The following is a 26,714-nucleotide window of genomic DNA, read 5'->3' as shown; positions in this document are numbered from 1 at the left end:
TGGCGCATTGTAGGCCAACTGAAGCTGAAGGATGCTGCGTCAGGGCTCGTATGGAAAATTTGCCCGGTGGGATGCTATAACCGTCTTGTGTTGGGGGATTTATAGTTTGCAGCTCGCGTGAGCCGGATCGGTACCGTTCCAGGATGCTGCGTCGCGATCCGATGGCTTGCAGAGGCAGTTTCAAAGAGCACCATCTCCACCAATGGGATCTAAGGACGGCCAGAAAATCAGCGCGCTGTTGGCGATCTGGCCATCCGCCGTTCTATCCAATAAAATTGGCGCGAAGGAGGGTCTGATAATGGCACGCCTTCGGAGCTTTGCGGTTGGTGCCGCCCTTTCGATTGTGCCGGCAAGCTTGAGCGCACAACAGGTGGGAGACGCGCAGAAGGGATTGGCGTTCGCGCGGGAGGCCTGCGCTGCTTGTCATGCCGTGGAGCGCGGGCAACCATCTTCTCCCAATACGAAGGCGCCGCCCTTCGCCGCGATCGCGAACACACGCGCCACGACGGGGATGGCATTGTATGCGTTCCTCCAGACGTCACACCCTACAATGCCGAACCTGATCTTGGAGACAGACGAAATCGCAAATGTCGTCGCGTACATCCTCAGCTTGAAGAGCGAACAGTGACTGTCGATCGCAGAAACGCGTTGGGAGCGTGTCGAATTTGCAAGAGGGCCCGAGCACTAGATGGCAGGGCGGCCTTCCGGCGCTGGTTAGCTGCCTCGGTGAGTTCCTGGCTGCCGTCAGGTCATTGCCGGCGTGAAGCTTGCCGACGAGCTGGTGACCGGAACTTGAGCGAGGGTGCGATTATGGCAACAACACGTGGATGTAGCGCTTACTTGGGCGTCGTTGCAGTTGCGCTCCTGGCACCCGCTGGCGGGGCGGCCTCAGCGGATAGCGCCAAAGGACAGCGGATTGCCGAGCGCTGGTGCGCTGAATGTCACGTTGTTGCGCCGGGGCAACGACGAGCATCTGACGCTGTCCCGACTTTCGCTCAGATAGGTAGATCGGGGCGCTTCAACGAAGCGACGCTTGCAGCGTTCCTTGGCGACCCACATCGTTCGCGCATGCCGGACCTCTCACTCACGCGTTCCGAGATTGCTGATCTTATTGCTTACATCGAGCGCCAGGCGCGCTAACCGCTAGGGCCTATTCACCTGTTACGACCGGCGCCTAGGATTCGTGGACAGGTGGCCCACGGAGTGCGTCAGTTCCCCGTATATGCCGAACTTGAGCGTCTAGGTTACGATGCGGAATGGAGGGCCATCGAGGGACCCGACTTCGGACTGGCCCAGAATAGTCGCTGCGCGATCCTTGTCGCGCTGCGCCGCGGCTTGGTGCAGGCGAAAGCGGCCGGGGCCAATCGCGGCAGCACGCCGAGCGCCAGAAGAACTTCTTCGAGAGGCTGTTCGGGCTCTGAGGCTCAGTCATCCAGCCTAGGGCCAAGCTCATTGTTTTCACGGGTCGCGTCTAGGCTGCGCTAAGTCCGGACATTGGCGCCTCGCCCGGAAGCGGGCGTTGCGCCTCATTCGCCGAGGAGCCAGCGGCATCGTGGTGCCGCTGGCTCCAAGTTCTAGCTTGCAGCAGGCTCGGGAATCGGAACGTCGATCAGCGGCGCGTAATGCTGGCTGCCGAACAAGTCGCCGTCACCGAGCGTGCCGCTGCCGCTCTCGCGTGCGATGGTGAACTTGATGGCGAAGGCCGGGTCGAACTCCACATGGTCGGTTAGTCGCGCGCGGTCGATGCCGAAGACGCGGCAGACCGCCGCGGGCGACAGCGCGCCGCTCGCCCTGACATGGTCGTAGCTCGCGCGGTCCGGGAAGATCACGTCGAAGGTGATGTGATCGACGCCGGCATTCTTGCTGCGGATCGTCTTGGCGATCGCTGAGAGGGGACGGCTCGCGGGGCTCATGTCAGACTCCGGCTTCGGTCATGTGGACCCGGAAAGGCTCCATCGGGTCGGCGATCGGCATGGTGTGGTTCAGCGTCCAGCGATAGGCTGGGCTTGCCGGCATCACTTCGTCGAGCAGGAAGGCGACGCCGCCGGCCGTGCCCTTCACGTCGGGCAGCCGCGCATAGAACATCTGGCGGGTACCCATGATGCAGATCTCTTCGGCCAGCTCGCGCGTCGGCGCGACGGCCTGGACGACGACGCAGAGCTCGTGGCCGGGCTTGTCGCGCAGCGGCTCCAACATGCCCATGACGCCGTCGCGCCCATAGACATTGTAGGAGAGCTGGTAGCCTTCCGAGCCGAAGCGCTCCTGCACCATCCGGCGCGCCCAGGCGATGACCTCGTCGACCCGCGCGACCGTATAGGGGTCGCGGATGCCGACGAGCCCGACATAGCGCTCGCCGACCTTGCCGGAGCCTTCGAGCTTGACCCGAAGATCGGTGGCAGGGACATAGCGCGGGCCGGTCACGCGCGTCGTGCGCTCGTCGAGCTGCTCATAGACGCAGTCGCGCATGTCGATATGGCCGCCGACGAAATGTTCGTAATAGGGGTTGGCGCGCTCATACATGGCGTGGCCGGCGACAGAAGCGACGGTGCAGCGCTGCTCCGGCAGCATCGCGGTGACGCGGACATCGTCCATGGTGATCTCGCCGAGGATCGATTCCTTGCCGCCATAGGGCTCGGCGCAGAAGGAAGCGCACTCCATCACTTTGCCGAAATAATAGGCCAGCGCCTCGGGATAGCCCTTGCGGATGGCGGGGGCGGCGAAAATCGCGCAGTCGCTGGAGCGGCCGCCGATGATGACGTCGGCGCCCATGTCCATCAGCTTGATGTAAGGGTGCACGCCGGCGACCGCGACGATGCGGTCGGTGGCGTCGAGCTCGGCCGGCGTCAGGTCGACGCGACCCGGCAGGCCGGCGATAGTGCCGCCGGCGGCCATCTTGGCGCGCACCGTCTCCTTCGAGACCTCCGAATAGAAATAGCCGAGCTTGAAGCGCGGCAGCTTGTGCTCGCGGGCGATGTCCTGGACGAGATCGACGAAGCGGTCGACGCGGCTGTCGGTGCCGGTATCGCCAGCCGAGCCGATGATCACCGGCAGGCCGCGCGGCCGGGCGCCGAGCAACATCATCTCGACATCGTGGCGCTGCCAGGAGAGCGGGCTCGCCGTCCCGTCCATGCCGAGCGGGACCGGGCCGATATCGCAAGAGCCGGAATCACAAGCGACGATATCGGGCGAGGCCTCGATGCCGTGATCGAAGGAGCCGCGACGGCTCGGCGCGAAGCCGAGATGGCCGTTCGGGCAGAGAATCCTGAGGCCCCGGTTGGGAAGGGTTGCGGTTTTCATGGCGTGTCTCACTTGCGCAGGATCAGGCAATCTTCGGGCGCCACGCGCCAGAACAGGGTTTTGCCCTCCTCGAGGCCAGGCCGGGGACGGACATGGGCGCAGAGCCCTACCGGGCCGGATTTGAGGAAGACGTGCTGGACGTCGCCGACGAAGAGCGAGCGCGTGACGACGCCACTGCCGCCTTGTCCGGGGCCGGGCTGGTCGTCGAGGCGGACATCGCCCGGTCGGAAGGCGATGGCGGGTGCCTCGGGTGCGGCCTTGGGCTCGACATCGCGTCCCCGCAGCACGGTCTGGTCGGGCAGGCGGACTTCGTCGCCGCCATTCGTCAGCTCGCAGGGGAGGATATTGCGGACGCCGAGGAACTCGGCAACGAAGCGGGTCCGCGGATTGCGGTAGATCTCCTGCGGCTGACCGGCCTGCTCGATGCGCCCGCCGCGCATCACCACCACGAAGTCGGAGAGCGAGAAGGCCTCCTCCTGGTCATGGGTGACGTAGAGCGCGGTGAAGCCGAGCCGCTTGCGCAGATCGGCGAGCTCGTCGCGCATTTGAAGACGGAGCTGCGCATCGAGATTCGACAGAGGTTCGTCCAAGAGCACGAGCTTGGTGCCGAAGGCGACGGCTCGCGCCAGCGCAACGCGCTGCTGCTGACCGCCGGACAACATGGTCGCGGGGCGATCGGCGAAGCGGGCGAGATCGACCAGCTCCAGTGCCTTGTTGACGGCGGGCTTCACCTCGGCAGTGGGGCGTCCGCGGACGCGGAAGGGGAAGGCGACGTTCTCGAAGACCGTCATATGCGGCCAGATGGCGTAGGATTGGAACACCATCGACAGGTTGCGCTTCTCGGGCGGCGCATCGATGCCGGCGCCGCCGTCGAAGGCCGGCTTGCCGTCTATGAGGATGCGCCCGTCGCGTGGCCGCTCCAGCCCGGCGACGGCGCGTAGCGTCGTGGTCTTGCCGCAGCCGGAGGGGCCGAGCAGCGTCACCTGCTCGCCGGCGGCGATGCCGAAGCTCACCTTGTCGACCGCGCGCACGTCGCCATAGGCGATGACGAGATCCTCGACGCTGACGAATGCTGGGCTCACGCGGCGACCGCCTTCTGACGAAGCCGCGCCACGACGGCGAGGGCGGCGAAGGTGACGAGGAGCTGCATGACGCTGAGGGCGGCGAGCGCGTTGACGTTGCCCGCATCCCAGAGGTCGAAGACAGCGACGGAAAGCACGGTGCTCGGGGCCGTGTAGAGCAGGATCGAGGAGGAGATCTCCTGCAGCGACAGGATGAAGAGCAATGTCCAGGTCGCGACCAGCGTCGGCCGGGTCAGCGGCAGGACGATGCGTCTGAGGGTGCCGAGCAGGCTGGCACCCGAGACGCGCGCCGCATCCTCGAGCTCCGGATGGAGCTGACGGACCGCGCTCGACAGCGCCCGTAGGCCGAAGGGCAGGTAATGCGTGACATAGGCCAGCAGCAGGATGCCGATCGTGCCGTAGATCGGCAGCCAGCTCAGGCCGACATAGCTCCAGAGCAGGCCGAGAGCGAGAACGATCGGCGGGATCGCCAGCGGCATCATGCCGACCTGGTCGAGGAAGCGCGCCGCCGTGCCACGTGAGCGCACGATCACCCATGCCATGGCGAGGCCGAGCGCGCAGATGATTGTCGCGGTGAGCAGGCCGAGGACGAGGCTGTTGCGCGCCGCCAGGAGCGTCTTCGGATAGGTGAACAGTACGTAGGCGAAGTGGCGCAGGTCGAAGCTCATCAGCTTCGGATCGACCGTGATGAAATTGACCAGCGCAGCCCAGCACAGGGTCGCGACGGGCAGGACGACGGCCGCCAGCACATAGAGCAGCACGACCCCGAGCAGCACAGGCCGCCAGCGGCCGACCTGCACGATGCGCGGGCGGAAGGCCTTGCCGGTGATGGTGACATAGGAGCGGCGCTTCAGGATCGCCGCCTGCAGGGCGACGAGCGCCGCCGTGACGATGAGCAGGAGCAGGCCCCAGCCGGCCGCCTGCGAGACGCGCGGCGGATAGCTGTTGAGCAGCCGGTAGATCTCGGTCCCCGCGACATAGAAGCCTGCCGGCATCCCCAGCACGGCGGGAACGCTGAACAGGCCGAGCGACTGGACGAAAACGAGAAGCGCACTGCCGAGCAATGCCGGCAAGGCCAGCGGCACCGTCACGCGCCGGAAGGCGGCGGCGATCGAGGCGCCATGGACGCGGGCGCTTTCCTCCAACGCGGGGTCCATGCCGCGCAGCGCGCCCGAGATCAGCAGGAACGGCAGCGGGGCATAGGCCAGCGCCGCGACGGTGACGACGCCTCCGGCCGAATTCAGATTGACGAGTGATCCGGACAGGCCGAGCCCACTCTGCGCCAGCAGGTTGATGAGCCCGCCGCGCGGCGAACCCAGCCAGGACCAGGCCACCGCCGTGAGCAGCGGCGTGATGTAGAGCGGCAGCAGCACGAGCTGCTCCAGCCAGCCGCGCCAGGGCGTGTCGGTCCGCACCAGGATGATCGCGAGGAGCCCGCCCAGCCCCGTGGCCAGGATCGTCGTGCCGAGGCCGACCGTCAGCGTGTTGCCGAGCACGCGGCTCGAGGCGAGAACATCGGCAAGCGCGGTGACGGTGAAGCCGTCCTCGTCGCCGAAGGCACCGACGACGACCGCAACGAGCGGCACCAGCACCATGAGGGCGACGATCGCCGAGAGAGCGACGGCAAGCAGCCGCTCCTGCCCGGCGCCGCGTCTGACGCGGCCGGCCTTCTGTGACGGAGGGGCGGGCAAGGTTCAGGCCTTGAAATAGCGGTCGAAGGTTTCCGGGAAGCGGCGGGAGGCCCGCTCGTAGTCCGGCAGGTCCTGCGGCAACATCGGCTTCGTCTGGTCGAGCGGCGTCTGCCCGGTGGGCGGAGCAACGCCGCGCCGCATCGAATAGACCTTGAAGATCTCGGTATTGAGCAAGGTCTGCCCCTCGGCGGAGAGGGTGAAGTCGACCAGCAGGCGCGCCGCGTTCGGGTTCGGCGCGTCCTTGAAGATCGCGACCGGGGCGGTGGCGAGCGGCATGCCCTCGCTGGCGTAGACCCCGACGATGCCCGCCTTGACCGCATCGGGATCGAAGGCGCGGAAGTGATCCACCGTGGCGCCGACCAGCGCCTCACCCCGCACCAGCATGTCGATGAGCTGGGCCGCGGTGGAAACGATGACGGGCTCCTGCTGGCCCCAGCGCCGCATGAAATCGGCACCGAGTCGCTTCTCCAGCAGATACATCTGGTTGAAACTGGTGCCCGCAGCCGAATCCTGGATGACGAGCTTGCGGCCCTTGAATTCCGGGTTCAGCAGGTCGGCCCAGGCCTTGGGCGCCTTCTCCGCCGGCAGGATATTGCGGTTATAGGCCATGATGACGCCGACGATCCGCGCGATCGCCCATTGATCGCGATCGGAGGCTTCCGGCGGATAGGCATCGAGCTCCGGCGAGCGATAGCCCAGCAATTGCCCACGCTGCGACATCGCGAGATAGGGCGCGAGATTGGCGACATGCAGTACGTCGAAGGTGAGCGCACGCGCCTTGAGTTCGGCATCGACCCGCGCCAGCACGCGCCCGGCTGGCGCCGAATAGAGCCCGGTGGTCGCATCGATGAAGGGATAGCGGGCCGTGAAGGCCTGGATGAATTGCGGAAAGTTGGGCGCGGAGGCCGAATTCGCGAAATTGACCCGGCCCTCCCGCTTCGCGCCTTCGATGACGGCATTCCGCTCCTGGGCGGACAGGCGCGCCGGCAGGCCGGAAGCCGCAAGCGAAAGCATTGTCAGGATTTGACGTCGGTTCAGTCGAGCCACGGCAGTACCTCGTCGATCAGCGAACGAAGGCAGTCTGTCACAGTTCGAAGAATAGTCAATAATACTTTTCGGAAATTATAAAAAATGCATTGATTGATAGATTTTGTTTTTCAAACATCGATCACCTTTTCTGGCGCGATCGATGGTTCCACTGTCTCCGTCTCGGCCTGTCCTGCCGCAGCGTAATACATGTTGAGATCGCCCTTCTGGGCGATGAAGCTGGCGGCCGCGTCGATGACGACGCGCATCGGCAGGGACGGGGGCGCGATGGCGCAGGCGAGCGAATAGGATAGGTTCGGAGCCGGCTGCGCGGTTTCGATCCGCACGAGATGGCCGGCCGCGAGATCTTGCTCGGCGGCCGATTGTGAGACCAGCGCGACGCCGATTCCGGCCCTGGCGAGATGCAGGCGTACCGGCAGATGGGAAGCGCTGTGATTGCGGTGCGGCTCGGCGCCGTCCTGCCGGAACCAGTCCAGCATCAGGGTGTGCAATAGCGTCCCCGGCCGGTCGGAGATGATCGGCCATGCCGCCAGCTCGCGCGCGGTGAGGGGACGCATCGGCAGGTTGAGGCGCGGATGGGCGACCCAGATATTGGAGACCGCTCCGACCGAGACGCTGAACAGCCGGCTGCCATCGAGCGGGCCGGCGACGACGGCGACATCGAGTTGGCCGCGCTCCAGCCCGGCGCGCAGGGTCTCACTCGAATCGACCGCGACCTCCAGCACGAGGCCGGGATGGGAGCGTGCGATGCGATCGACCAGGCTCGGAAGCCAAGTCATCGCATGGATGCTGGTCGCCCCGAAGCGGACGCGGCCCGAAATCGCGTCGCGCGTGCCGATGCGCTGCTGGACCTCGGAGGCGAGCGCGACGAACTGGGCCGCATAGGGCAGAAGCTCCTGCCCCTTCGGGGTCAGGACGACGCCGCGCCCGACCCGCTCGAACAGGGGCAGCCCGAGCCCTTCTTCCGCCTCCCTGACGCGCGCCGAGATCGCAGCCTGAGACACGCCGAGTTGACGCGCGGCAGCGTGGAAGCTGCCCAGGCGGCCGATCCAGTAGAACGCTTCATAATGCTTCAGATTCATCACAGGCTCGCCGATCGACACTGCCAGAGCGGATACCCGCATATCCAGTGCAAGAGGATGGGGCCCGAGGCAATCTCGCGCTGATCCTCGGCGCACGGTTGCCTTCTCGTGAGCGCAGCTGCTCCGGATTGGAGCCGACCTCCGGCATTGAAGCGCCAGTTGCAGACATTGGCGCCTTGCACGGAAGCAGACATTTCCAATGGGTTCGCCTGACTTCCGTTCCCGGCCCCGGTGCGACATTCGCGGCGTACCGTCCAAAGGTCGGACGAGTGGCCCCTCTCAGACCATGGCTAGGTCCGCTTTGCTGCAAGCTCGGCAGCCTCAGGTTCCGAGCGAACGCCTGATCAACGCTCTCGACCGATTGTGTTGAAGAAGTCGGCGTTGCTGCGGGGTTGAAGTCCTGATTCACTCCTCCTTGGGTGGAAGGCAGGTTGATTGATGGGTGGCCGGTGGCACAGGAGGCCCTGTTCTAAGCACCTGTTGCGCGCGATCGACCGCTTCGTCGACCTGGCGACGTCCGCTTCCGGCAGGCACGCGGGTCGACTTACTCGCGACATAAAGATGACCAAAAGTAAAAGTGCTGGGGTGGCGGTCGCGACTGCACGCAAATTGCGTGAGGTGGGGAGAGACCGTGATGAAGACCAAAGCGCTGGCACTCTACGCAACGACCTTTCTTGTCATGGCCTGCGCCCCGGCGGGCGCTCAGCAGATCACCGGTACGCTGGGCTCGCCTGGCGCCACCACGACGATCGATGGAAAATATCTTCCACCGCCGCCGCCTGCCTTTGGGGGCACCATCAACCTTGAGGCGTCGAAGTCCAAGCCTTATTGGCCGGCGCAGGTGGTGCCGCCCAAAGGCGCCCCCAACGTCCTCCTGATCATGACCGACGATCAGGGCTACGGTGTCTCCGGCACATTCGGCGGCGTCATCCCAACGCCGGCGATGGACCGCATCGCGCAGATGGGGCTGCGATATACCCAGTTCCACTCGACTGCGCTGTGCTCGCCGACGCGGGCGGCTCTGATCATCGGACGCAACCACCACTCGGTGGGCTTCGGCATCATCTCGGAGCAATCGACCGGCTATCCCGGATATGATTCCGTGATCGGCGTGGAAAACGCCACCATCGGCACCATCCTCAAGCAGAACGGCTACGCGACATCGTGGTTCGGCAAGAACCACAACACACCCAGCTATCAATACAGCGCGGCCGGGCCGTTCGATCAGTGGCCGATCGGCATGGGCTTCGACTATTTCTACGGCTTCATGGGCGGCGAGACCGACCAATGGACCCCGAATCTGTATCAGAACATGACCCCGATTTTTCCGTGGGTCGGCAAGCCAGGGTACAATCTGACGACCGATCTGGCGGATGAGGCCATCGACCATATGCGGCGCCTCAATGCCGCCGCACCCGACAAGCCGTTCTTCCTCTACTACGTGCCCGGCGGCACCCATTCGCCTCACCAGCCGACGAAGGAATGGATCGACAAGTTCAAGGGCAAATTCGACATGGGCTGGAACGCGCTGCGCGACCAGATTTTCGCCAACCAGAAGCGGCTTGGCGTCATCCCCGCCAACACGCAGCTCACGGCCTGGCCGGACGAGTTGCAGAAATGGGAGATGTTGACGGCCGACGAGAAGAAGCTGTTTGCAAGGCAGGCTGAAGTGTTCGCCGGCTATGTCGCCTATACTGACCACGAAATCGGGCGCGTCATCCAGGAAGTTCAGGACGAAGGCAAGCTCGACAACACCCTCATCATCTATATCAGCGGTGACAACGGAACGAGTCCGGAAGGCACCACACGCGGCACTCCGAACCAATATACCGCTTACAACGGCATATTGGATCTTCCGATCGCCGATCAGTTGAAGGCGTATGACGCCTGGGGCTCGGCAGCGACCTATCCTCACATGGCGGTGGCTTGGGCATGGGCCTTCGACACGCCATTCAAGTGGACGAAGGAGGTCGCGTCGCATTTCGGCGGCACCCGCCAGGGCATGGCGATCTGCTGGCCGAACCGTATCAAGGATGCAGGCGGCATCCGCAGTCAGTTCCACCATATGATCGACATCGTGCCGACCATCCTTGAGGCAACCGGCATCCCCGCGCCAGTGATGGTCAACGGCATCGCGCAAAAGCCGATTGAAGGCGTCAGCATGAGCTACACCTTCGACAAATCGAGCGCCAATGTGCCGTCCGCGCGAACGACGCAGTATTTCGAGATGTTCGCCAACCGCGCGATCTATCACGATGGCTGGATCGCGGCCACAACGCCGCCGGCGGCGCCTTGGCTCCTGGGCACCGCCAAGCTGCCCGAAGACGTCGTCAACGGCTATAACTGGGAGCTTTACAACATTGTCGACGACTATTCGGAAAGCAACGACCTCGCCAGCAGGATGCCTGACAAGCTGCGCGAGATGAAGGATCTATTCCTTGTCGAGGCGACGAAGTACAATGTCTTCCCTCTCGACAACTCCGTCTTGTCACGCATCATCGCTGCGCGACCGAGCGCCACCGCCGGCAAGACCACCTTCACCTATTCTGGTGTACTGCCGGGCATTCCCGAGAGCGACGCGCCGAGCATCCTGAACAAGTCCTACAGCATAACAGCCGCGGTGGAAATTCCGCAGGGCGGCGCCGAAGGCATGCTCGTTACCTTGGGCGGGCGCTTCGGCGGCTATGGCCTTTACGTGCTCAAGGGCAAGCCGGTGTTCCTCTACAATATGCTGGATCTGGAGCGGTTCCGCTGGGAAGGCCAGCAGGCGCTCGCGCCGGGCAAGCATACCATCGTGTTCGATTTCAAATACGATGGACCCGGCTTCGGTAAGGGGGGCACCGGCGTGCTCAAGGTCGACGACAGGGAGGTCGCCAACCAAAAGATCGCGCACACCATCCCATTCCTCATGACGATCGATGAAACCTTCGACGTGGGCGTCGACACCCGTACACCCGTTGAGGACAAAGACTACCAGGTGCCGTTCCGCTTCTCCGGGAAGCTCGACAAACTCACCTTCCAGCTCGGACTGGAGCAACTGACGAGCGCGGACAATCAGGTCATTCAGCACGCGCTGACCAAAGCCAAGGACTAGACCAGCAGCCGATCTCGAAGCGGCGGGCTCCTCGTCGAGGGATGCTCGCCGCGGCGAAATACATGCCAATAGGCCGTTAGGGGAGTTCGACTATCCGCCCATCTCGGACGTTTCCGGTTTTATGGGTCACGACCTAGATTGCCGGAAAGAGGACGTTTCCAGAGTCGCCTAAGGGCCAGTTGCGGAAGCTCCGGGCTCTAGCCGGGTTTGATCCGCCCGGTCTCGTCCTGCCAACTGATCTGAGCCCTTAAAACTGGATCGCTTTGAGTTAGAGTTTTCCGCGTCGTTTCCCATGGGCTGGGAGGAGCGGAAGGCCTCGTGCGCTCGTCCTCGAACCGGAGATAGAGGTCGGCATTCCAGTCTGCGCGCGCGGTCATCGTGTCGGTCCGTCGTTCTGTGGCAGGTGTTTGGTTGTAGGTTCAGCCAGTTCCGGTGGCCGCCAGATCCAACTCGGTCAGCGTCGTCATATCGTCGCCAAACCAGGCCCGGATCGATACTTTGCGCTTGCCGAGGTATTGTGGCTTGCCGTCGACGAGGACCATCGGCAGGTCATGGCCGGGGACGACGACCGTGCCGGGACGGGCCCGCCAGCGTTCCCAGATCATATCGATCGAGGCGCGGCTGATTGCGGCGTTGTAGGTCATATCGGTGTCCCGTGAGACCAACTCCGCGCGGTTCTTCGCAGCATCGCCGGTGAAGATGATGTCCCGTGTCGGCGTCCGCCAGTGGAAGACCAGGCAGCCGGGCGTATGCCCGGGCGCAAGATGCGCGGTCATTCCCGGGAACACTTCGGCCCCATCGGCGACCTTCTCGCAGGTCGGCCAGTCGGACAGGGCGCGCACGTAGAGCTCGGGAACCGGGGTCTCGCCCCAGGGTTCGTGGAGCGCCCAGTCCAACTCGACGGCGCCGACCACGATCCGTGCATCCCGGAACAGCGTCCAGTTCACCGAGTGGTCGTAGTGCGAGTGCGTCAGCAGCAGGTCGGTGACTTGGACGGGTTTCAGCCCACGCTGGCCGAGCTGTTCGAGGATCAGCTTGCGCATCCCGAAATTGCCGGCGTCGACCAGCGCGATCCGGTCGCCATGCCTGAGCATAGCCACGGTGCTCCAGCCGAGGCCGCCATGGCAGGCGGACTTGCCGGGGAAGCCGCAGATGACGAGGTCGAGATCGGCGCTGGCGAGTTCCGGCGGCGTGTCGAATGGCTTGGTCATTGCTGGAATCCATAAAGTCGCGCGGAATTGTCGACGAGGATGCGGTGGATCGTAGCGCGATCGCCGATTGCGTGCGACAGGGCCGCCAGCGAGGCCTCGTCATCGACCTCGGAGAACGGCTCGACTTTATCGACCGACCGGTTGCCGCGGCCGCCGCCGGTATGCGGCCAGTCCGAGCCCCAGACCAGTCGGTCGGGTCGGGTATTGACCAGCGCGCGGATAAAGGGGGCAATTTGATCCTGCGGTCGCGGCCCACACAGGCGTCCGATCGAGGATAGCTTGACCCAGACCTTGCCGGTGCCGAGCAGACGCAGCAGGGCCGGGAAGCCGGGTTGATCAATGGGGCCGTCGATATCCGGACGTCCGAAATGATCGACGACGAGGGGCGCGGGCAGGGTCCCCATGCGGGACTCGAGCGCGTCGATCACCGAAAGGCGGGTCAGGATCTGTGTGTGCCAGCCCAAGCGCGCGCAGCGTTCGGATTCTGTGGCGAGCGCTGCCCAGATTGCGTCCGGATCGACGACACCCCCGGTGTCGACATTGAGCCGCAGGCCGGAGACGCCCTTCGCCTTCATCGCGGCCAGATCCCGTTCCGGGACGTCGGGGGACAAGACTGCCACGGCGCGGGCACGCTCGCCCAGGCGGTTGAGGGCGGCCAGCATCCGGGCGTTTTCGAAGCCGTAGGGGCTTGGCTGAACCAGCACCACCCGATCGATGCCGAGGCGGCGATGCAGAGCCAGCAGCATCTCCTCGTCCGCCGTACCGGGGGTGTAAACCCGATCCGGAGCGAAGGGATAGCGCTCCGGCGGACCGAAGATGTGGACGTGGCAGTCACAGGCCCCCTCGGGCAGTGCCATCGCCATGTTCAAACCGCTCCCTTCGCCAGCTCGGGCTCGTCCAGCAGTCCCGACAGAACGTGCGGGATCAACCCGCCGGACTTGAGGAGAGTGACCTCGAGGGAGGTCTCGATCCCGGCTCGCAATACGAAGCGCTCCCTGCGGCTGTTTGCCCTCACGATGACGAATGCGACGTCGCAGCGTGGGGTCAATCCGTGCGGGGACAGGTCAATCTCGAAAACGTCCGTCGACGCAATTTCGAGCGAGCTCGGAGAGACACCCTCCGGCAGCAGGAGTGGCAGCACGCCCATGCCGATCAGGTTCGTGCGGTGGATGCGCTCGATGCTCGACGCGATTACCGCGCGCACGCCGAGCAGGGCGACGGCCTTGGCGGCCCAGTCGCGTGACGAACCCATGCCGTAGCGCTCCCCGGCGAACAGCAACAGCGGCGTGCCCTCGCGGTGATAACGCTCGGCGGCTTCGGTCAGCGTCACCACTTCGCCCGAGGGTTCGTGTCGCGTCATCCCGGCGGGCGCTTCCGGGACGAGCCGGTTGATCGCCAGACGGTTCGTGAAGGCGCCGCGCACCATCACCTCGAAGTTGCCGCGCCGCGACGCGTAGACGTTGAGATCGGCGGGATCGCCACCGCGCTCGACGATGTGGCGCCCGGCAGCGCTGTCCGGTCGGATCTGGTTGGCGGGCGAGATGTGGTCGGTCGTGACGTCGTCGCCCAGCACGAGCAGGGCGCGGGCAGGTCCTTGGGGCGCTGGCAATCCGGTCGGTCGCACGAAGGGCGGCCTACGCAGATAGGTGGAGGACTGATCCCAAGGGAAACGTGGCCCCGTGGGCGCGTCGAGTTCGACCCAGAGCGGACGTTTCGCAGCCTCGCGGTAGGCGGCGTCGAAATCTCCGACGTCCCAACCGCTTGCGACGGCAGCGTCGATCTCCGCGCCTGTCGGCCAGATGTCGTGCAGCATCACTGGCTGGCCATCAGACGCGATGCCGATCGGCTCGCGGGCAATGTCGATATCCACCGACCCGGCCAGCGCGAAGGCGATCACGAGCGGGGGCGAGGCAAGGAAGCCGTGTTCGAGGTCTGGATGGACACGGCCCGGGAAGTTGCGGTTGCCAGACAGAACGGCGACCGGGCGGAAGCCGGGCCGCCCGAGTTGGGCCCGCACCACATCCGGCAGCGCACCGGAATTCCCGATACAGGTGGTACAGCCATAGCCGACGATGCCGAAGCCGAGTTCCTCGAGATGCGGCATCAGCCCTGCACGGCGCAGGAAACGCTCGGCCGTCGGCGATCCCGGTGCGAGCGAGGTCTTCACGTAGGCTTTGGGGCGAAGCCCCAGAGCCCGGGCCTTGCCAGCGAGAACGCCTGCCGCAGCCAGCATGCTGGCGTCCGAGGTGTTGGTACAGCTCGTGATAGCGGCGATCACGACTGCGCCGTCTGGGACCGGATCGTCGCCAACGGCCAAGGGCGGGGTGAAGCAGGCCCTGGTATCGCCCGCGGCGTGTCGGTCCTGGGGGCGTCGCGGCCCAGCTACGCTCGCCTCGATGGCGTCGAGATCAATTTCGAGATCGCGGGTAAAGCGCAACCTGGCGCCTGGATCGAACCAGAGCCCGGCTGCCTTCGCATAGGTTTCAACCAGCCGACACTCGGCCGCCGAGCGGCCAATCTTGGCGAGATAGGCCAGCGAGGCCGCGTCAATCGGGAAGTATCCCGTCGAGGCACCGTATTCCGGCGCCATGTTGGCGATGGCGGCGCGTTCGCCGACCGCGAGCGTGGCGATGCCGGGACCGTGAAACTCGACGAAGTCGCCGGTGACGCCGATCTCGCGGAGGGCACGGGTGACCTCGAGCGCCAGGTCGGTGGCCATCGCGCCGCTGCGCAGCCGTCCGGTCAGGCGCACCCCGATCACGTTCGGGATACGTAGCACCACGGGCACGCCGAACAGGGCGCCCTCCGCCTCGAGGCCACCGACGCCCCAACCGAGTACCCCGAGGCCGTTGACGGTTGGGGTATGGCTGTCGGTTCCGATCAACGCGTCGGGATAGGCGTAGTGCCGGCCGCCACGCGTCTCCCGGACGACCACGCGTGACAGGCGCTCCAGGTTGATCGTGTGCATGATGCCGGAACCCGGCGGATGGACGCGAATCCCGGGCATTGCCGCGGACGCCCATTTCATCAGCCGATAGCGTTCGGCGTTTCGCCCGAACTCTTTCTCGAGGTTGCGCTGGAAGGCGTCGGCGCGGCCGAAGAAGTCGACGCCCGAGGAGTGATCGGTCGATACGTCGACTGGAATCCGGGGCCTCAGAAGGTCGGGGTCACGGCCGTGTTCGCTCAGCACGTCGCGCATCGCGGCAACGTCGACCAGGGCGGGGCCACAGGTCGTGTCATGCATCATGATGCGATTGGGCAGAAACGGAATCTCCGCGAGGCTTGTGCCGTCGGCCAACCACTCCCGGAATACTTGCGGCAGATGGCGCGTTTCCGCCGTCGGAGTCGTCCGCATGGCGTTCTCGAACAGGATGCGCAGTACATGCGGCAGCCTGCGGTAGTCCGGCCCGAGTAACGATGCGCAATCGAGGCGGAGGATCGTCTCCCCTCCGACCTCGAAAGGCGTCCAATGTAGAGTTCCGACTGCGTCGTCCACGTTGCCTAATCGGGCTTGAAGCCCGCCTTGTTGAGGATCTCGGCCCAGCGGTCGATTTCCGAGTTTACGAGTTTCTGCATCGTTGACCCGCCGCGTTCGTCCGCATTCGGCACGCGCGCGCCAATGGTGGAAAGCCGCTTCGCCACCTCAGGGTCGTTGAGCGCAGTTGCTATGGACTTCTCCAGGATATCCAGGATCGGCTTGGGCGTATTCTTCGGTGCGAAGAGCCCGGTCCAAGTCTCCGACACGAATTCGGGGAGGCCCGCTTCCGCAGCCGTCGGAACCTCAGGCAGTGTCTGTGAGCGATCCTTCGCGGCCACCACGAAGGCTTTCACCAGTCCCGACTGGACCTGCCCGGCAACCGAAGCGACCAGATCACAGGACCCGTCGATTTTGCCTGCAATGATGTCGTTGATCGTCTGGCCGAAACCACGATAGGGCACATAGGTCGGAGGTGCCTGGATCAAGCCAAAGAATTGAAGGCACGTCATGTGAGAGGCTGCTCCGTTTCCGGAATGGCCAAATGTCAACAGATCCTTCTTCTGCTTGGCGACAGCGATGAATTCTTTCAGATCGTTCGCAGGGAAGTCCTTGCGAACGAAGATGATGTTCGGGGTCGCCGCAACGATGCCGAGGTACGCGAAATCCGACCGCGGGTTATGTGGCAATTTTGGCATCACGGTTACCGCCGCGGCGAGTGTGCCCGTGTGCCCCAACCCAATGGTATAACCGTCAGGCTGGGCATTCTTGACGCGAGCCGTGCCCGTTGCTCCGCCCGCGCCGCCTGCATTCTCAATGATGACGGCCTTGCCGAGCGCCTTGCCCATGCCCTCGGCGAGGATCCGACCAGTTGCATCGGCGGCGCCGCCGGCCGCGAACGGGACGATCATCGTGATCGGCCGCTCCGGGAACGCCTGTGCACCGGTAGACGCGAATACTGCGCATAAGAGGACACCCGCAAGGATTGCTCTGGCTCCGGCCGCCGTCATTGTCATTTAGGCCTCCCTGGTTACGGCTCAGCTTCGCGAGCTTCGTTCTTCAGTTCTCCAGCAGGCGCCGGAGTTTCCGGACAGCGGCATCGGGCGATGACAGGACGGGACGGGAGGTCGCGGCCTTGCACGCCGCGAGTGCCCTCGACGTCGAAAAGTGCGCGAGCAGAAGGGCGTCGCATTGCCCGATTTCGGTCGCACCCTCCGTGACACGGCGGTTGTGCGTTTCCGCGTCACCGCCGCGCAGGGCCTCGATCGCCCCGGCTGCAAGGTGCGTCCTGATCCGGGCGGTCGGTCTGATCCGCTTCGCTTCCTCGAAGAATTCCTCCTCCATCCCGGCGATCGCGGGTCCGAAGGTCGCGACCATGCCGATGTCGTCACCGAAGCCGAGTGCTTCCTCGAACATCGCCTCGTTCGGCTTGAGCACCGGGATCGGCAGTGCTCGGGCCGCTGCCTCGATCGCCGTGCCGAAGGCCGAGCAGGTGAAGAGGATCGCCCGTGCGCCAGTCGAGGCGCCGTAGGCGGCGAGCGCTACGATGCGGTTGGAGAGTTCCTCCGTCAGTGCCCCCGCAGCGGCGCGATCGATGGCCAGCCCGTCGTCGAGGACGCCGAGCGGCTCCGCTTCCGGCCAGAGGTCTCGGAGCGACTGCGCGATCGGATCGACGGCCACCATGGTGGCATGGATCAGGGCGATACGGGTGCGCTTGATCATCGAGCGAACTTCACGGGTTGAACAGCCAGGTTGCCGAGGCCGGGATCCGGCAGTGGGCGACTGGGCCGGGGAGTTCGTCATGGCCCTGGGCGCGCAGGCGCAGGTCCCCGCGCTTCAGGCGGTACTCCCATTTCTCGCCGAGATAGATGCAGCCCTCGACATCGAACGGAGCACTGTCCGGAACGGCATCCGCCGTGACCGAGATCGCCTCCATCCTGATGACGGCTTTGACCGAGGCAGGATCGGCCGGGGGGTCTCTGTCTTTCCAGATGCCTGCAAGGGACAGCCCGGCACAGTCGATCGCGTCAGGCTTATCGGCGTCACGGACGAGCTTGCCTGCGAGGACGTTATTCGCACCCATGAAATCGGCGGCGTAGAACGTCTCCGGCTTGCCATAGATTTCGCGCGGGCTGCCGGACTGCACGATGCTCCCACCCTTCAGGAGCAGCACCTGGTCGGCAATGGCAAGAGCCTCGGCCTGATCATGCGTCACCATAATCGCGCAGATTTCCAGCTCTAGGATCAGCTTGCGGATCCAGAACCGCGCTTCCTCGCGCAGTTTGGCATCGAGATTGGAGAGCGGCTCGTCGAGCAGCAGGACCTTGGGTTCGTAGACGAGAGCCCGGCAGATCGCGACACGCTGCTGCTGTCCGCCGGAGAGCTGGTCTGGATAGCGCGCGGCAAGATGGGCAAGCCCGAGTTTGTCGAGGATGGCCTCAACCTTCGTCTTGATCTCGCTCTGGGGCAGATTCCGGAGCTTCAGTCCATAGGCGACGTTGTCGAATACGGATCGGTGCGGCCATAGGGCATAGGATTGGAACACCAGCCCGATCTTCCGTTGTTCCGGGGGCAGGGCGACGCTCGCCTTGTCGTCCAGAACGGGTGTGCCGCCGATCGCGATCCGCCCGATTTCCGGCTGTTCAAGGCCGGCGATGCAACGCAGCAGTGTGGTCTTGCCGCTACCGGAGGCGCCGAGCAGCGCGACGATGCGGCCCTTCTGTGCGGTGAAGCTGGCGCCGGAGAGGATTTGAAGGCCGCCCAGCCATTTTTGGACGTTGTCGACAACGAGATCAGTCATGGATCTTGGCTCCGAGGCGCAGGGCGAGCGTGAGCCCGACCGCGGTCAGCAGGATCGAGATGAAGGAGAGCGCGGCGATCTGGTCCATCGCGCCGGAGGTCAGAAGGGAGACCATCAGAGAGCCGATGACCTCGGTCCCGGAGCTCATCAGGTAGACGCCGGTGGCGTACTCCCGGAGGAAGACGATCATGATCATCGCCCAGGCCCCGGCGAGGCCGGGCCTGACCAGCGGGATCACGACGTCGCGCCAGGTCCTGAAGGTGGTGGCGCCGGCGGTACGCGCCGACTCCTCGAGTTCGGGAGCGACCTGCAAGAGTGTCGCCTGGATGATGCGCAGCCCGTAGGACAGGCCGACGATGATGTAGGCGATCAGCAGGCTGAACAGCGTCGTGCGCAGCGGCACGAGGAACGGCACGAATAGGAACAGCCAGAAGAAGGCGAGGCCGACGATCAGTCCCGGCAAGGCGCGCGGGATCAGGACGGAATAATCCAGCAGCGTGCCGGTCTTGCCGTGGTTGCGGTGACCTGCAAGGCCCACCATCAGATAGAAGCCGACGGCAACGGCCCCGCCGACCGCTGCGAGCAGGATCGTGTTGATGATGCCGCGCGAGAGGCTGGGCAGCTCGAAGATGCGCCTGAAGTTGTCGAGCGTCAGTTGCTCGGTGATGCGGATGCCTTCACCCCAATTCTCGACGAATGCACGCAGGATCACGCCGCCGACGGGGAGGAAGACCGAGACGATAAGCCAGATGCCGATGATCGAGAGCGCGATGATCTGTCCGGCCCGACCGAGTTTCAGCAGGTTGGTGCGCGCACCCTTGCCACCGACGGCCGCGAAACGACGGGCATGGCGCAGCAGCCTGCGCTGGATGAAGACGAGGGGCAGCGTGATCAGGATCAGGAAGACGGTGACCGCAGCCATCACCTGGTAGGTCGGCGCGCCGAAGATGGTGTTGACCTTGTAGATATAGGTCGTGAGCACCAGGATGCCGTTGGGATCGCCGAGGACGAGCGGGATACCGAAGGTCTCGAAGCCCAGCAGCAGGTTCAGCGCCGCGCTGAAGACCAGCGCCGGCAGAACCATCGGCAGGGTGACATCGAGCGAGACGCGCCAGACGCTGGCGCCTGCCGTGCGTGCGGCTTCCTCAAGATCGCTGGGGAGCCGCCGCATCGCCGAGGCGACATAGAGATAGACGGTCGGGACGTGGCTGAGGCCACCGATCAGGATGATGCCCGGCAGCGTGTAGATGCTCCACGGCGCCGATCCGAAGATGCTCTTGAACGCGATCGTGACGAAGCCGGACGGTCCGATCGCGACCGTGTAGCCGAAGGCGAGCACGATCGAGGACAGGAACATCGGCACGAGCACGAGAGGCTCGAGCCAGCCGCGCCCCTTCAGATCCGTCCGCGTGATCAGGAAGGCCAGGATTCCGCCCAGCGGCACGGCGACGAGCACCATGCCGAAGGCGTAGAGCGTGGTCGTCCAGAGCGCCCGGTAGAACTCGGGATCGGTGAGGATGAACTCGTAGGCTTCGAGACTCGGCCGGGCGGCTTCGTCGAAGAACGGCGCATTCAGGAAGCTCTGGTAGATGATCAGGACGGCCGGAGCCGCGACCATCGCGAACAGGGCCAGGATGACGGTGGCCCTATAGCGCGGCGCTTGTGCAGCGAGTGACATGATGACGGCTCCGGGAACTGCGCGGCTCAGCCGCGCAGCGCCTCCTTCCAGCGGCGGAAGAATTCAGCGCGGTTCTTCGGCTCCGTGGCCTCCAGCAAGGCGGTCGTGATCGGGATCGGCTTCAGATTGCCGTTCGCCATCTCGTTGAGCTTGGCGAGGTTGAGGCCGCTGGTGACGTCGGTGCGGATCGATGGAGCCCCGTTGGCCGCCAGCGCGGACTGCCCGGCGGGCGAGAGAAGGAAGTCAAGGAAGACGCGGGCCGCGTTGGGATGGGGAGCGCCCTTCGAGATATTCGCCACGCGCGAGAAGGCCGCCGTATAGTCCGAGGTCAGGATGTAGCCGAGTGCCGGGTTCTTTGCCGCCCATTCGATGGCGTAGGAGGCGATGATGTTGAAGGCGAAGACGTGCTCTCCGGAGACGATCTTCTCCCGCATCGCACCCGAGCTGCCGTAGATCTTGCCGTCGGCGGCGCCGAAGGCCCGGACGAGATCGAACGTGTCGGACCGCGTCTTCGCGTCGTTGTTGAAGAACAGGAACCCGGTCCCGCTCTTCTCGGGATCGAAGGTCGCGAGCTTTCCCTTCAGCGCGTCCTTGTTGTCCTTCATGAAGGCGAGCAACTCGACGCGCGTCTTCGGCAATTTCAGCGATGCCGTCTGCGCCTTGTTGTATAGGATCCCGACCGGCTCGGCCGTCGTGCCGTAGAGCGTGTCGTTGAAATTCGCCCAGTCCGGCAGCTTCCCGGTCTCCGGAGACTTGTAGGCTTCAGCCAAACCACGCTGCACGAGCACCATTTGGAGATCCATCGCGGACGTCCAGACGACGTCGGAGCCGACCTGCTTGGCGGCGGCTTCGGAGATCACGCGGTTGTAGGCGCCGTTGGTGCCGATGTCGTTGTAGTCGACGCGGATGCCGGGGAAGGCGGCCTTGAAGGCCTCGACCAGCGGGCGCCCCTGCACATCGTCAGTCGATGTGTAGATCGACACCGCGCCCTCGGCTTTCGCCTTCTCGACGACGTTCTTGTAATCGGCTGGATAGCCGGTGGGGATCGTTTGAGCCCCGGCGGAGTACCCGAAGCTCAGTGCGCTCACACCAGCCGCGGAGCCGAGAACGAATTGGCGACGATTGATCATGCTGAAGCCTCCCGCATGGTTGTTGTTATCGGGGCAATTTAGCAGCAGGATTGGTTTTAGCAATATCTAAAACCAACTGACTTTGTGCATAGTTCGTCTGGCCTGGAAACCGGGGTGTATGGGGGCGGGAGGGAGGCGGGGTAGGCTCTAACTCGGCTCGTGCCGCGGGTGAATGACCGGCGACTTGGATGCCAGGGCGCCGCTCAGGTGTCGCCGCATCAGATGCGCGGCTTCAAGATTGTCGCCGCGGGCAAGGAGGTCGAGGATCTGAAGGTGCTCGAGGCTTTGCAGCGAAATGCGCTTAGGATCGACTTTCAGGCGATACTCCGCCAGGCGGCGCAACTGGTTTGCCCGTTCCAGGGCCTGGAAGAACATTGGATTGTTCGACATCCGGATGATCGCCTCGTGAAACTCGGCCCCTGCGGCGGTCATCGCTGCCGGGGCCATTCCTTCGAGCTTACCGGACGCAAGTCGCTCCTGGGTCTTCCGGAGAGCCGCGGCAGAGCGCTTATCGAAGCAGAAGGTCGGTTCCAATAGGGCTGCCGGTTCGATGACGGCACGAAACCGGTAGATCGCTTCAAAGGCTTCGGCTGTCTTGGCGACCTGACGCAGCTTCCAGCCGTAGCCCGGCTTGGGCTCGGCCCATCCTTCTCTCGCGGCTCTCAGCAGAAGTTCCTGGGCCTGGGCGCGCGAAAGGCCGTACCGATCCCGGATTGCCTGCTCTGTCTGGTCTGCGCTGATCCTGTCGTGCAGCCAATCCTCTGCGAAAAGGTAATAGGGCTCATCGACGGCCGGAACCAGTGGCTCGATCGCGCTCGCGCGGTTTCCGGAGGGTGTCGGGAGAACGAAGAAGCCACGATTCCGGCGGCTTTCGATCAATCCTTTGCTGGACAGAAGCGATAGCGCTTCCCGAACAGGCGAGCGCGAGACTTCGAAGCGTGCTGCCAGCGCCTCCGTCGCCAGATGTGAGCCGGGCTCGAGCTCGCCCATGCCGATCTGGGCGACGATGTCGTTGGCGATACGAAGGGCGAGGGGGCTGCTTGCCATGCGCGGGGCGTGTGACCGTGGTGTTGGGCTTGTACGTCTATAGCGATCCAAATTGGCTAAGGCCATCTTGACCGACGATTGGTTTTAGACGATGCAATAGCCAATTCTAAGGCCTGGGCCCGAAACTGAGGAAATACCATGAAGGTTCTTGTCTTGCCATGTGACGGCATCGGGCCGGAAATCGTTGCCGCGTCGATCGGAGTTGTGGAGGTCGCCAGCGACAAGTTCGGCCTCGACCTCGCCTTCGACTACGATGATGTCGGGTTCAAGAGCCTCGAGAAGCACGGTACCACGCTGCGCGAAAGCGTGCTGGACAAGGCCCGCGCCGATTACGACGGGGTAATCCTGGGCACCCAGTCCCATGCTGACTATCCGGCGCCGGAGAAGGGTGGCCGCAACGTCTCGGCGGGCTTCCGGATCGGACTCGACCTTTACGCCAACGTCCGCCCTGCGCGCACACGCCCCTTCATCGAATCCAACATGAAGCCCGGCAAGACGATGGACCTCGTTATCATGCGCGAGGCGACCGAAGGCTTCTATCCCGACCGCAACATGCATCTAGGCTGGGCCGAGCTGATGCCGTCGCCGGATATGGCGATCTCGCTCCGCAAGATCACCGCCCACTGCTCGAACCGCATCGCCCGGCGCGCCTTCGAGCTCGCTGCCAAGCGCCGCAACAAGGTCACTGCCGTCCACAAAGTCAACAGCTTCCATCAGACCGATGGCCTGTTCCTGCGTGAAGTGCGCAAGGTGGCGCTGGAATTCCCCCAGGTGCAGCTCGATGACTTGCTAATCGACGCCTCCACCGCGCATCTGGTGCGCAATCCCGAGCGGTTCGACGTCATCTGCGCGACCAACTTCTACGGCGACATCATCTCCGATCTGGCAAGCGAGCTCTCTGGGAGCCTCGGCCTGGCGGGTTCGATGATGGCGAGCGACACCCATTGCTGCGCTCAGGCCCAGCACGGGTCGGCACCGGACATCCAGAACCAGGACAAGGCGAATCCGGTCTCGATGATCCTTTCCTGCGGCATGCTCTTGCAGTGGCTGGGCGAGAAGCGTGGTCTGCCCGTGTTCGAACAGGCCTTCCACGGCATCGACAAGGCGATTGACGAGGTCTTAACCGATCCGGTATCTCGCACCCCGGACCTCGGCGGCAAGACCGGCACGAAGCGCTTCGGCCAGCTCGTCGCCGAGACGCTGAAGGCCGCCTGAGATGTCCGTGACTGTGGAGAGCCTGAAGGCCAAGCTCGGGCCTGCTCCGATGGAGGTCCGCGCGGCTCTCTCGCGGCACGGCAAGCTCCGGGCTGGGATCAACCTCTCGAACTTCCTGCTCGTTTCCAGCCGGACGCCCGACGGCGGTCCGGCCGGGGTGTCCCCGGACATGGCGGCGGCCATGGCCGCCTGTCTCGACCTGCCGCTGGAATACGTCTCGTACGAGAACCCGGGCAAGCTCGCCGATGCGGCCGAGCGCGACGAGTGGGATGTCGGGCTGGTCGCGGCCGAGCCGCAACGTGCTGCCGTGATCGACTTCACCTCGGCTTATGCCGAGATCGAGGCGACCTATCTGCTGCCGCCGGGATCCACCCTCCGGGAGATCTTGGAAGTCGATCGGAAGGGCCACCGGATCGCGGCCGCAGCGCGTACCGCCTACGGCCTTTGGCTCGAGCGGAACGTCCACGAGGCCGAGATGGTCTGGGGCAATGGCTTCGAGGAGACCTACAGGTTGTTCATCGACGGCAAACTCGATGCTCTGGCCTGTCTTCGCCAAAAGCTGATCAAGGAGCAGGCCCGGCTGCCTGGATCAAAACTGCTTACGGGCCGCTTCATGTCCGTGCAGCAGGCGATCGGAACGCCCAAAGTATCCGGTATTGCTATCGACTATCTCCGCGCCTTCGTGGAGGCAGCAGTCGACATCGGCCTCGTTGCTGAGTTGATCGCGAAGCATGGCGTGATCGGTTTGACGGTCGCTACCCGGGAAGCGGGTCGAGCGGCCTGAGCCCCTCGGCCAATCCGTTCAGCAAACTACGGATGAGTGCGACATGCTTATCGGCGTCATCGCGGACGACTTCACCGGCGCGAGTGACATCGCGAACACCCTCGCCAAGGGTGGCGGGGGGCCCCAGGCCTCGCAACAATGCAATTTCTCGGCGTACCGTCGCGGCCCGCCGATCGTGAATGCCAGGCGGGTGTAGTTGCATTGAAGAGCAGGTCGATCCCTGCCGGAGAGGCAGTGGAGCAATCCCTCGCTGCTCTCGCCTGGCTCCGGCAGCAGGGCTGTCTTCAGATCGTCTTCAAATACTGTTCGACCTTCGACTCGACGGCCGAAGGCAATATCGGTCCCGTCGGTGAGGCGATTGCCGCGGAGCTCGGGGTTCGTGGCGTGGTTGCGTGCCCGGCCTTCCCGGGCGCCGGTCGCAGCGTCTACATGGGTAATCTCTTCGTCGGCGACGTGCCGCTCAACGAGTCGGGCGTCCGGCATCATCCGCTCACGCCAATGACGGACAGCGACATCCGTCGCTGGCTGCGCGCCCAGTCGAGCCAGCCGGTGGGTTTCGTACCCTGGACCACGGTGTCGAAAGGTGCCGCCGAGTGGCGCGCCGCGTTGGCCAAATGCGCCGCCGATGGCGACACGCTGGTCATCGTCGATGCTCCCACCGATGAGGACCTGCTCGCGATCGGAGAGGCATGCGCTGAAGCACCTTTCATCACCGGAGGATCGGGAAACGCGATCGGCCTGCCGCGGAATTTCCATCGCGCCGGTCTGGTCGAGACGGCGCAGAGGACATTCCGTCCCGTACAGGGGCGCGAAGCTATACTCGCCGGAAGCTGTTCGCAGGCGACGCTCGCGCAGATCGCCGAGCACGAGAGGGCGCATCCGGTGCTCCGATTGCCCGTGGTCGAAATCGTCGAGGGGGGCGTCACCGCGGCGGATGTGATCGACTTCGTCGAGCGCAACGAGGGCAGGGCGCCTCTGGTCAGCACATCGCAGCCTCCCGGAGTCGTTCGCGCCTTGCAGGCCCGCTTCGGAACCGAAGTTGTCGCGCACGCGATAGACAGCCTGTTCGCGGAAGCAGCCACGGCCCTGGTTTCGAGAGGGCTCCGGCGTCTGGTCGTTGCCCGACGTCGCAATCCGTCTCGTCAAGAGCGGCCCGCTCGGGGGCGATCAGCAGATCAGCGCGATGATCGCACAGGGTGAGCTGGACGTGCTGCTCTTCGTTCCGGATCCGCTCGCAGCGCAGCCGCACGATGTCGACGTCAAGGCGCTGCTGAGGCTCGTGCTCGTATACGATATTCCCGCTGCGTTCAGCCCGAGCACCGCGACGGCCTTGGCCTGCTCCGGCCTATTCGACCGGCGAAAGTGACAGGATGCGACGCACACGCCATGCCAAGACCGTTGCGACGATCGGTTCTGCAAACTCATCGAGACCGCATTGTCAGACACGGCCGAGTGCCGCTTCGACGGTGACACGCTCGTTTTCGATCGGTCGGTGAGCTACGGCAAGGATCCGCACATGTTTGGCGACCTCGTGCCAAGGGATACCTAACCCCGGAGCGCGCAGAGTTGTGCGGCGGAGAGTATCAGCAGGTGAGGTACGCGATCTCGCGCCTGATCGTGGCCAATCTGATAGGCAACCGGCGAACGGTCGCGCGAGGTCGTTGACCGCGTTAGGGTCGCCCCCGCGCATGGTATCGCAGCGCGTTGAGCATGGTTGGGTGGTCCGGTTCTGTGCACGACAGTAACTTCGGCTCTCGACCCAACATGGGCGTAGCCGTTACCGAGGACGGTTGCGAGCGAAGCCATAAGGGAGTTCGACCTCATTCTCGTCAGCGCGAGAGTATAGCGGCATAACTCTCAAGCTGATCCTTCTTGGGCTGCGGAACGTCTGCGTACTTTTCCAAAATCGCTTCAACAGCGCGCCTATCAACCGTCTCCATGCCCCCTTGTCGGCTTTCGTAAATCTTTAGTACAGCTATGAAATCCTCTTCGGAGAAGGCATCGCAAACCTGACGTGCTGTTTCGTAAATGCTCATTCGCGATGTCTCCTGCGGCGATCATTATCGCTGGTTGAAAGGCTG

The 26,714-nt window shown here is 64.3% G+C and carries 22 protein-coding genes and 1 pseudogene; 7 read left to right on the top strand and 16 right to left on the bottom strand.

The annotated features are described in order from the left end of the window. The first annotated feature begins 298 nt into the window (after positions 1-298). A complete protein-coding gene (locus tag AC1DDA_RS07680) occupies positions 299-628 on the top strand; it encodes a c-type cytochrome (protein WP_476795306.1) in 330 nt (109 codons plus the stop codon). 946 nt (positions 629-1,574) lie between these two features. On the opposite strand, the gene AC1DDA_RS07675 is transcribed toward AC1DDA_RS07680, so the two are convergent. The 6 genes from AC1DDA_RS07675 to AC1DDA_RS07650 all read right to left on the bottom strand — a co-directional run bounded on the left by AC1DDA_RS07675 (position 1,575) and on the right by AC1DDA_RS07650 (position 8,199). Further along, positions 1,575-1,913, bottom strand: a complete 339-nt coding sequence (locus AC1DDA_RS07675; protein ID WP_476795305.1) for a DUF4387 domain-containing protein — start codon at positions 1,911-1,913, stop codon at positions 1,575-1,577. A 1-nt stretch (position 1,914) separates the two neighbouring features. Then, the gene (locus AC1DDA_RS07670) at positions 1,915-3,297 is read right to left on the bottom strand and encodes an acyclic terpene utilization AtuA family protein (RefSeq protein ID WP_476795304.1); all 1,383 of its coding nucleotides are present in this window, start codon (positions 3,295-3,297) and stop codon (positions 1,915-1,917) included. 8 nt (positions 3,298-3,305) lie between these two features. Further along, positions 3,306-4,379 carry an ABC transporter ATP-binding protein gene (locus AC1DDA_RS07665; RefSeq protein WP_476795303.1) on the bottom strand — a complete coding sequence of 358 codons (1,074 nt, stop codon included), beginning with the start codon at positions 4,377-4,379 and terminating at the stop codon, positions 3,306-3,308. Beyond that, positions 4,376-6,070 (bottom strand): ABC transporter permease, encoded by a 1,695-nt coding sequence (locus AC1DDA_RS07660; protein WP_476795302.1) that lies wholly within the window; start codon positions 6,068-6,070, stop codon positions 4,376-4,378. Before AC1DDA_RS07660 ends, AC1DDA_RS07665 begins: the two co-directional genes overlap by 4 nt. A gap of 3 nt (positions 6,071-6,073) precedes the next feature. Further along, complete coding sequence (locus AC1DDA_RS07655) at positions 6,074-7,117, bottom strand: ABC transporter substrate-binding protein (protein WP_476795301.1); 1,044 nt, start codon at positions 7,115-7,117, stop codon at positions 6,074-6,076. A gap of 110 nt (positions 7,118-7,227) precedes the next feature. Continuing rightward, positions 7,228-8,199 carry a LysR family transcriptional regulator gene (locus tag AC1DDA_RS07650; protein ID WP_476795300.1) on the bottom strand — a complete coding sequence of 324 codons (972 nt, stop codon included), beginning with the start codon at positions 8,197-8,199 and terminating at the stop codon, positions 7,228-7,230. Positions 8,200-8,833: 634 nt separating this feature from the next. On the opposite strand from AC1DDA_RS07650, the gene AC1DDA_RS07645 reads away from it, so the two are divergent. After that, the gene (locus AC1DDA_RS07645) at positions 8,834-11,293 is read left to right on the top strand and encodes an arylsulfatase (protein WP_476795299.1); all 2,460 of its coding nucleotides are present in this window, start codon (positions 8,834-8,836) and stop codon (positions 11,291-11,293) included. Positions 11,294-11,712: 419 nt separating this feature from the next. Here the strand turns inward: AC1DDA_RS07645 and AC1DDA_RS07640 are convergent, their stop codons facing one another. The 9 genes from AC1DDA_RS07640 to AC1DDA_RS07600 all read right to left on the bottom strand — a co-directional run bounded on the left by AC1DDA_RS07640 (position 11,713) and on the right by AC1DDA_RS07600 (position 22,634). After that, positions 11,713-12,504 (bottom strand): MBL fold metallo-hydrolase, encoded by a 792-nt coding sequence (locus AC1DDA_RS07640; protein WP_476795298.1) that lies wholly within the window; start codon positions 12,502-12,504, stop codon positions 11,713-11,715. Next, positions 12,501-13,367 (bottom strand): amidohydrolase family protein, encoded by an 867-nt coding sequence (locus tag AC1DDA_RS07635; RefSeq protein WP_476795297.1) that lies wholly within the window; start codon positions 13,365-13,367, stop codon positions 12,501-12,503. The genes AC1DDA_RS07640 and AC1DDA_RS07635 overlap by 4 nt, the downstream gene beginning before the upstream one ends. Before the next feature lie 2 nt (positions 13,368-13,369). Continuing rightward, entirely contained in the window at positions 13,370-16,000 is a 2,631-nt protein-coding gene (gene acnA / locus AC1DDA_RS07630) for an aconitate hydratase AcnA (protein WP_476795296.1), read from the bottom strand. Positions 16,001-16,005: 5 nt separating this feature from the next. Further along, the gene (locus AC1DDA_RS07625) at positions 16,006-16,995 is read right to left on the bottom strand and encodes a Bug family tripartite tricarboxylate transporter substrate binding protein (RefSeq protein WP_476795295.1); all 990 of its coding nucleotides are present in this window, start codon (positions 16,993-16,995) and stop codon (positions 16,006-16,008) included. A 43-nt stretch (positions 16,996-17,038) separates the two neighbouring features. Beyond that, positions 17,039-17,701: an aspartate/glutamate racemase family protein gene (locus tag AC1DDA_RS07620; protein WP_476795294.1), complete on the bottom strand. Its 663-nt coding sequence runs from the start codon at positions 17,699-17,701 to the stop codon at positions 17,039-17,041. A 10-nt stretch (positions 17,702-17,711) separates the two neighbouring features. Continuing rightward, positions 17,712-18,779 carry an ABC transporter ATP-binding protein gene (locus AC1DDA_RS07615; protein ID WP_476795293.1) on the bottom strand — a complete coding sequence of 356 codons (1,068 nt, stop codon included), beginning with the start codon at positions 18,777-18,779 and terminating at the stop codon, positions 17,712-17,714. After that, positions 18,772-20,457: an ABC transporter permease gene (locus AC1DDA_RS07610; RefSeq protein WP_476795292.1), complete on the bottom strand. Its 1,686-nt coding sequence runs from the start codon at positions 20,455-20,457 to the stop codon at positions 18,772-18,774. The genes AC1DDA_RS07615 and AC1DDA_RS07610 overlap by 8 nt, the downstream gene beginning before the upstream one ends. Positions 20,458-20,483: 26 nt before the next feature. Then, positions 20,484-21,587 (bottom strand): ABC transporter substrate-binding protein, encoded by a 1,104-nt coding sequence (locus AC1DDA_RS07605; protein WP_476795291.1) that lies wholly within the window; start codon positions 21,585-21,587, stop codon positions 20,484-20,486. Positions 21,588-21,734: 147 nt separating this feature from the next. After that, positions 21,735-22,634 carry a GntR family transcriptional regulator gene (locus AC1DDA_RS07600; RefSeq protein WP_476795652.1) on the bottom strand — a complete coding sequence of 300 codons (900 nt, stop codon included), beginning with the start codon at positions 22,632-22,634 and terminating at the stop codon, positions 21,735-21,737. Positions 22,635-22,772: 138 nt separating this feature from the next. Here AC1DDA_RS07600 and AC1DDA_RS07595 point away from each other — a divergent pair, with 138 nt between their 5' ends. The 5 genes and pseudogenes from AC1DDA_RS07595 to AC1DDA_RS07575 all read left to right on the top strand — a co-directional run. Further along, positions 22,773-23,849 carry an isocitrate/isopropylmalate dehydrogenase family protein gene (locus AC1DDA_RS07595; RefSeq protein ID WP_476795290.1) on the top strand — a complete coding sequence of 359 codons (1,077 nt, stop codon included), beginning with the start codon at positions 22,773-22,775 and terminating at the stop codon, positions 23,847-23,849. A gap of 1 nt (position 23,850) precedes the next feature. Beyond that, complete coding sequence (locus tag AC1DDA_RS07590; RefSeq protein WP_476795289.1) at positions 23,851-24,633, top strand: transporter substrate-binding domain-containing protein; 783 nt, start codon at positions 23,851-23,853, stop codon at positions 24,631-24,633. 43 nt (positions 24,634-24,676) lie between these two features. Continuing rightward, entirely contained in the window at positions 24,677-24,829 is a 153-nt protein-coding gene (locus AC1DDA_RS07585) for a four-carbon acid sugar kinase family protein (protein ID WP_476795668.1), read from the top strand. Continuing rightward, positions 24,772-25,833, top strand: coding sequence for a 3-oxo-tetronate kinase (gene otnK, locus AC1DDA_RS07580; RefSeq protein WP_476795288.1), 1,062 nt, complete (start codon positions 24,772-24,774; stop codon positions 25,831-25,833). Before AC1DDA_RS07585 ends, otnK begins: the two co-directional genes overlap by 58 nt. Continuing rightward, positions 25,754-25,999: pseudogene (locus AC1DDA_RS07575) on the top strand (methylglyoxal synthase); the annotation flags it as partial. The gene otnK and the pseudogene AC1DDA_RS07575, both read left to right, overlap by 80 nt. A 463-nt stretch (positions 26,000-26,462) precedes the next feature. Here the strand turns inward: AC1DDA_RS07575 and AC1DDA_RS07570 are convergent. Then, positions 26,463-26,669, bottom strand: coding sequence for a hypothetical protein (locus AC1DDA_RS07570; protein ID WP_476795287.1), 207 nt, complete (start codon positions 26,667-26,669; stop codon positions 26,463-26,465). Between the last annotated feature and the right edge of the window lie 45 nt (positions 26,670-26,714).

This window comes from Allobosea sp. 10N428, assembly GCF_056394545.1.
The sequence above is the reverse complement of the archived record's forward strand: the minus strand, read 5'-3'. Positions and strand labels throughout refer to the sequence as shown.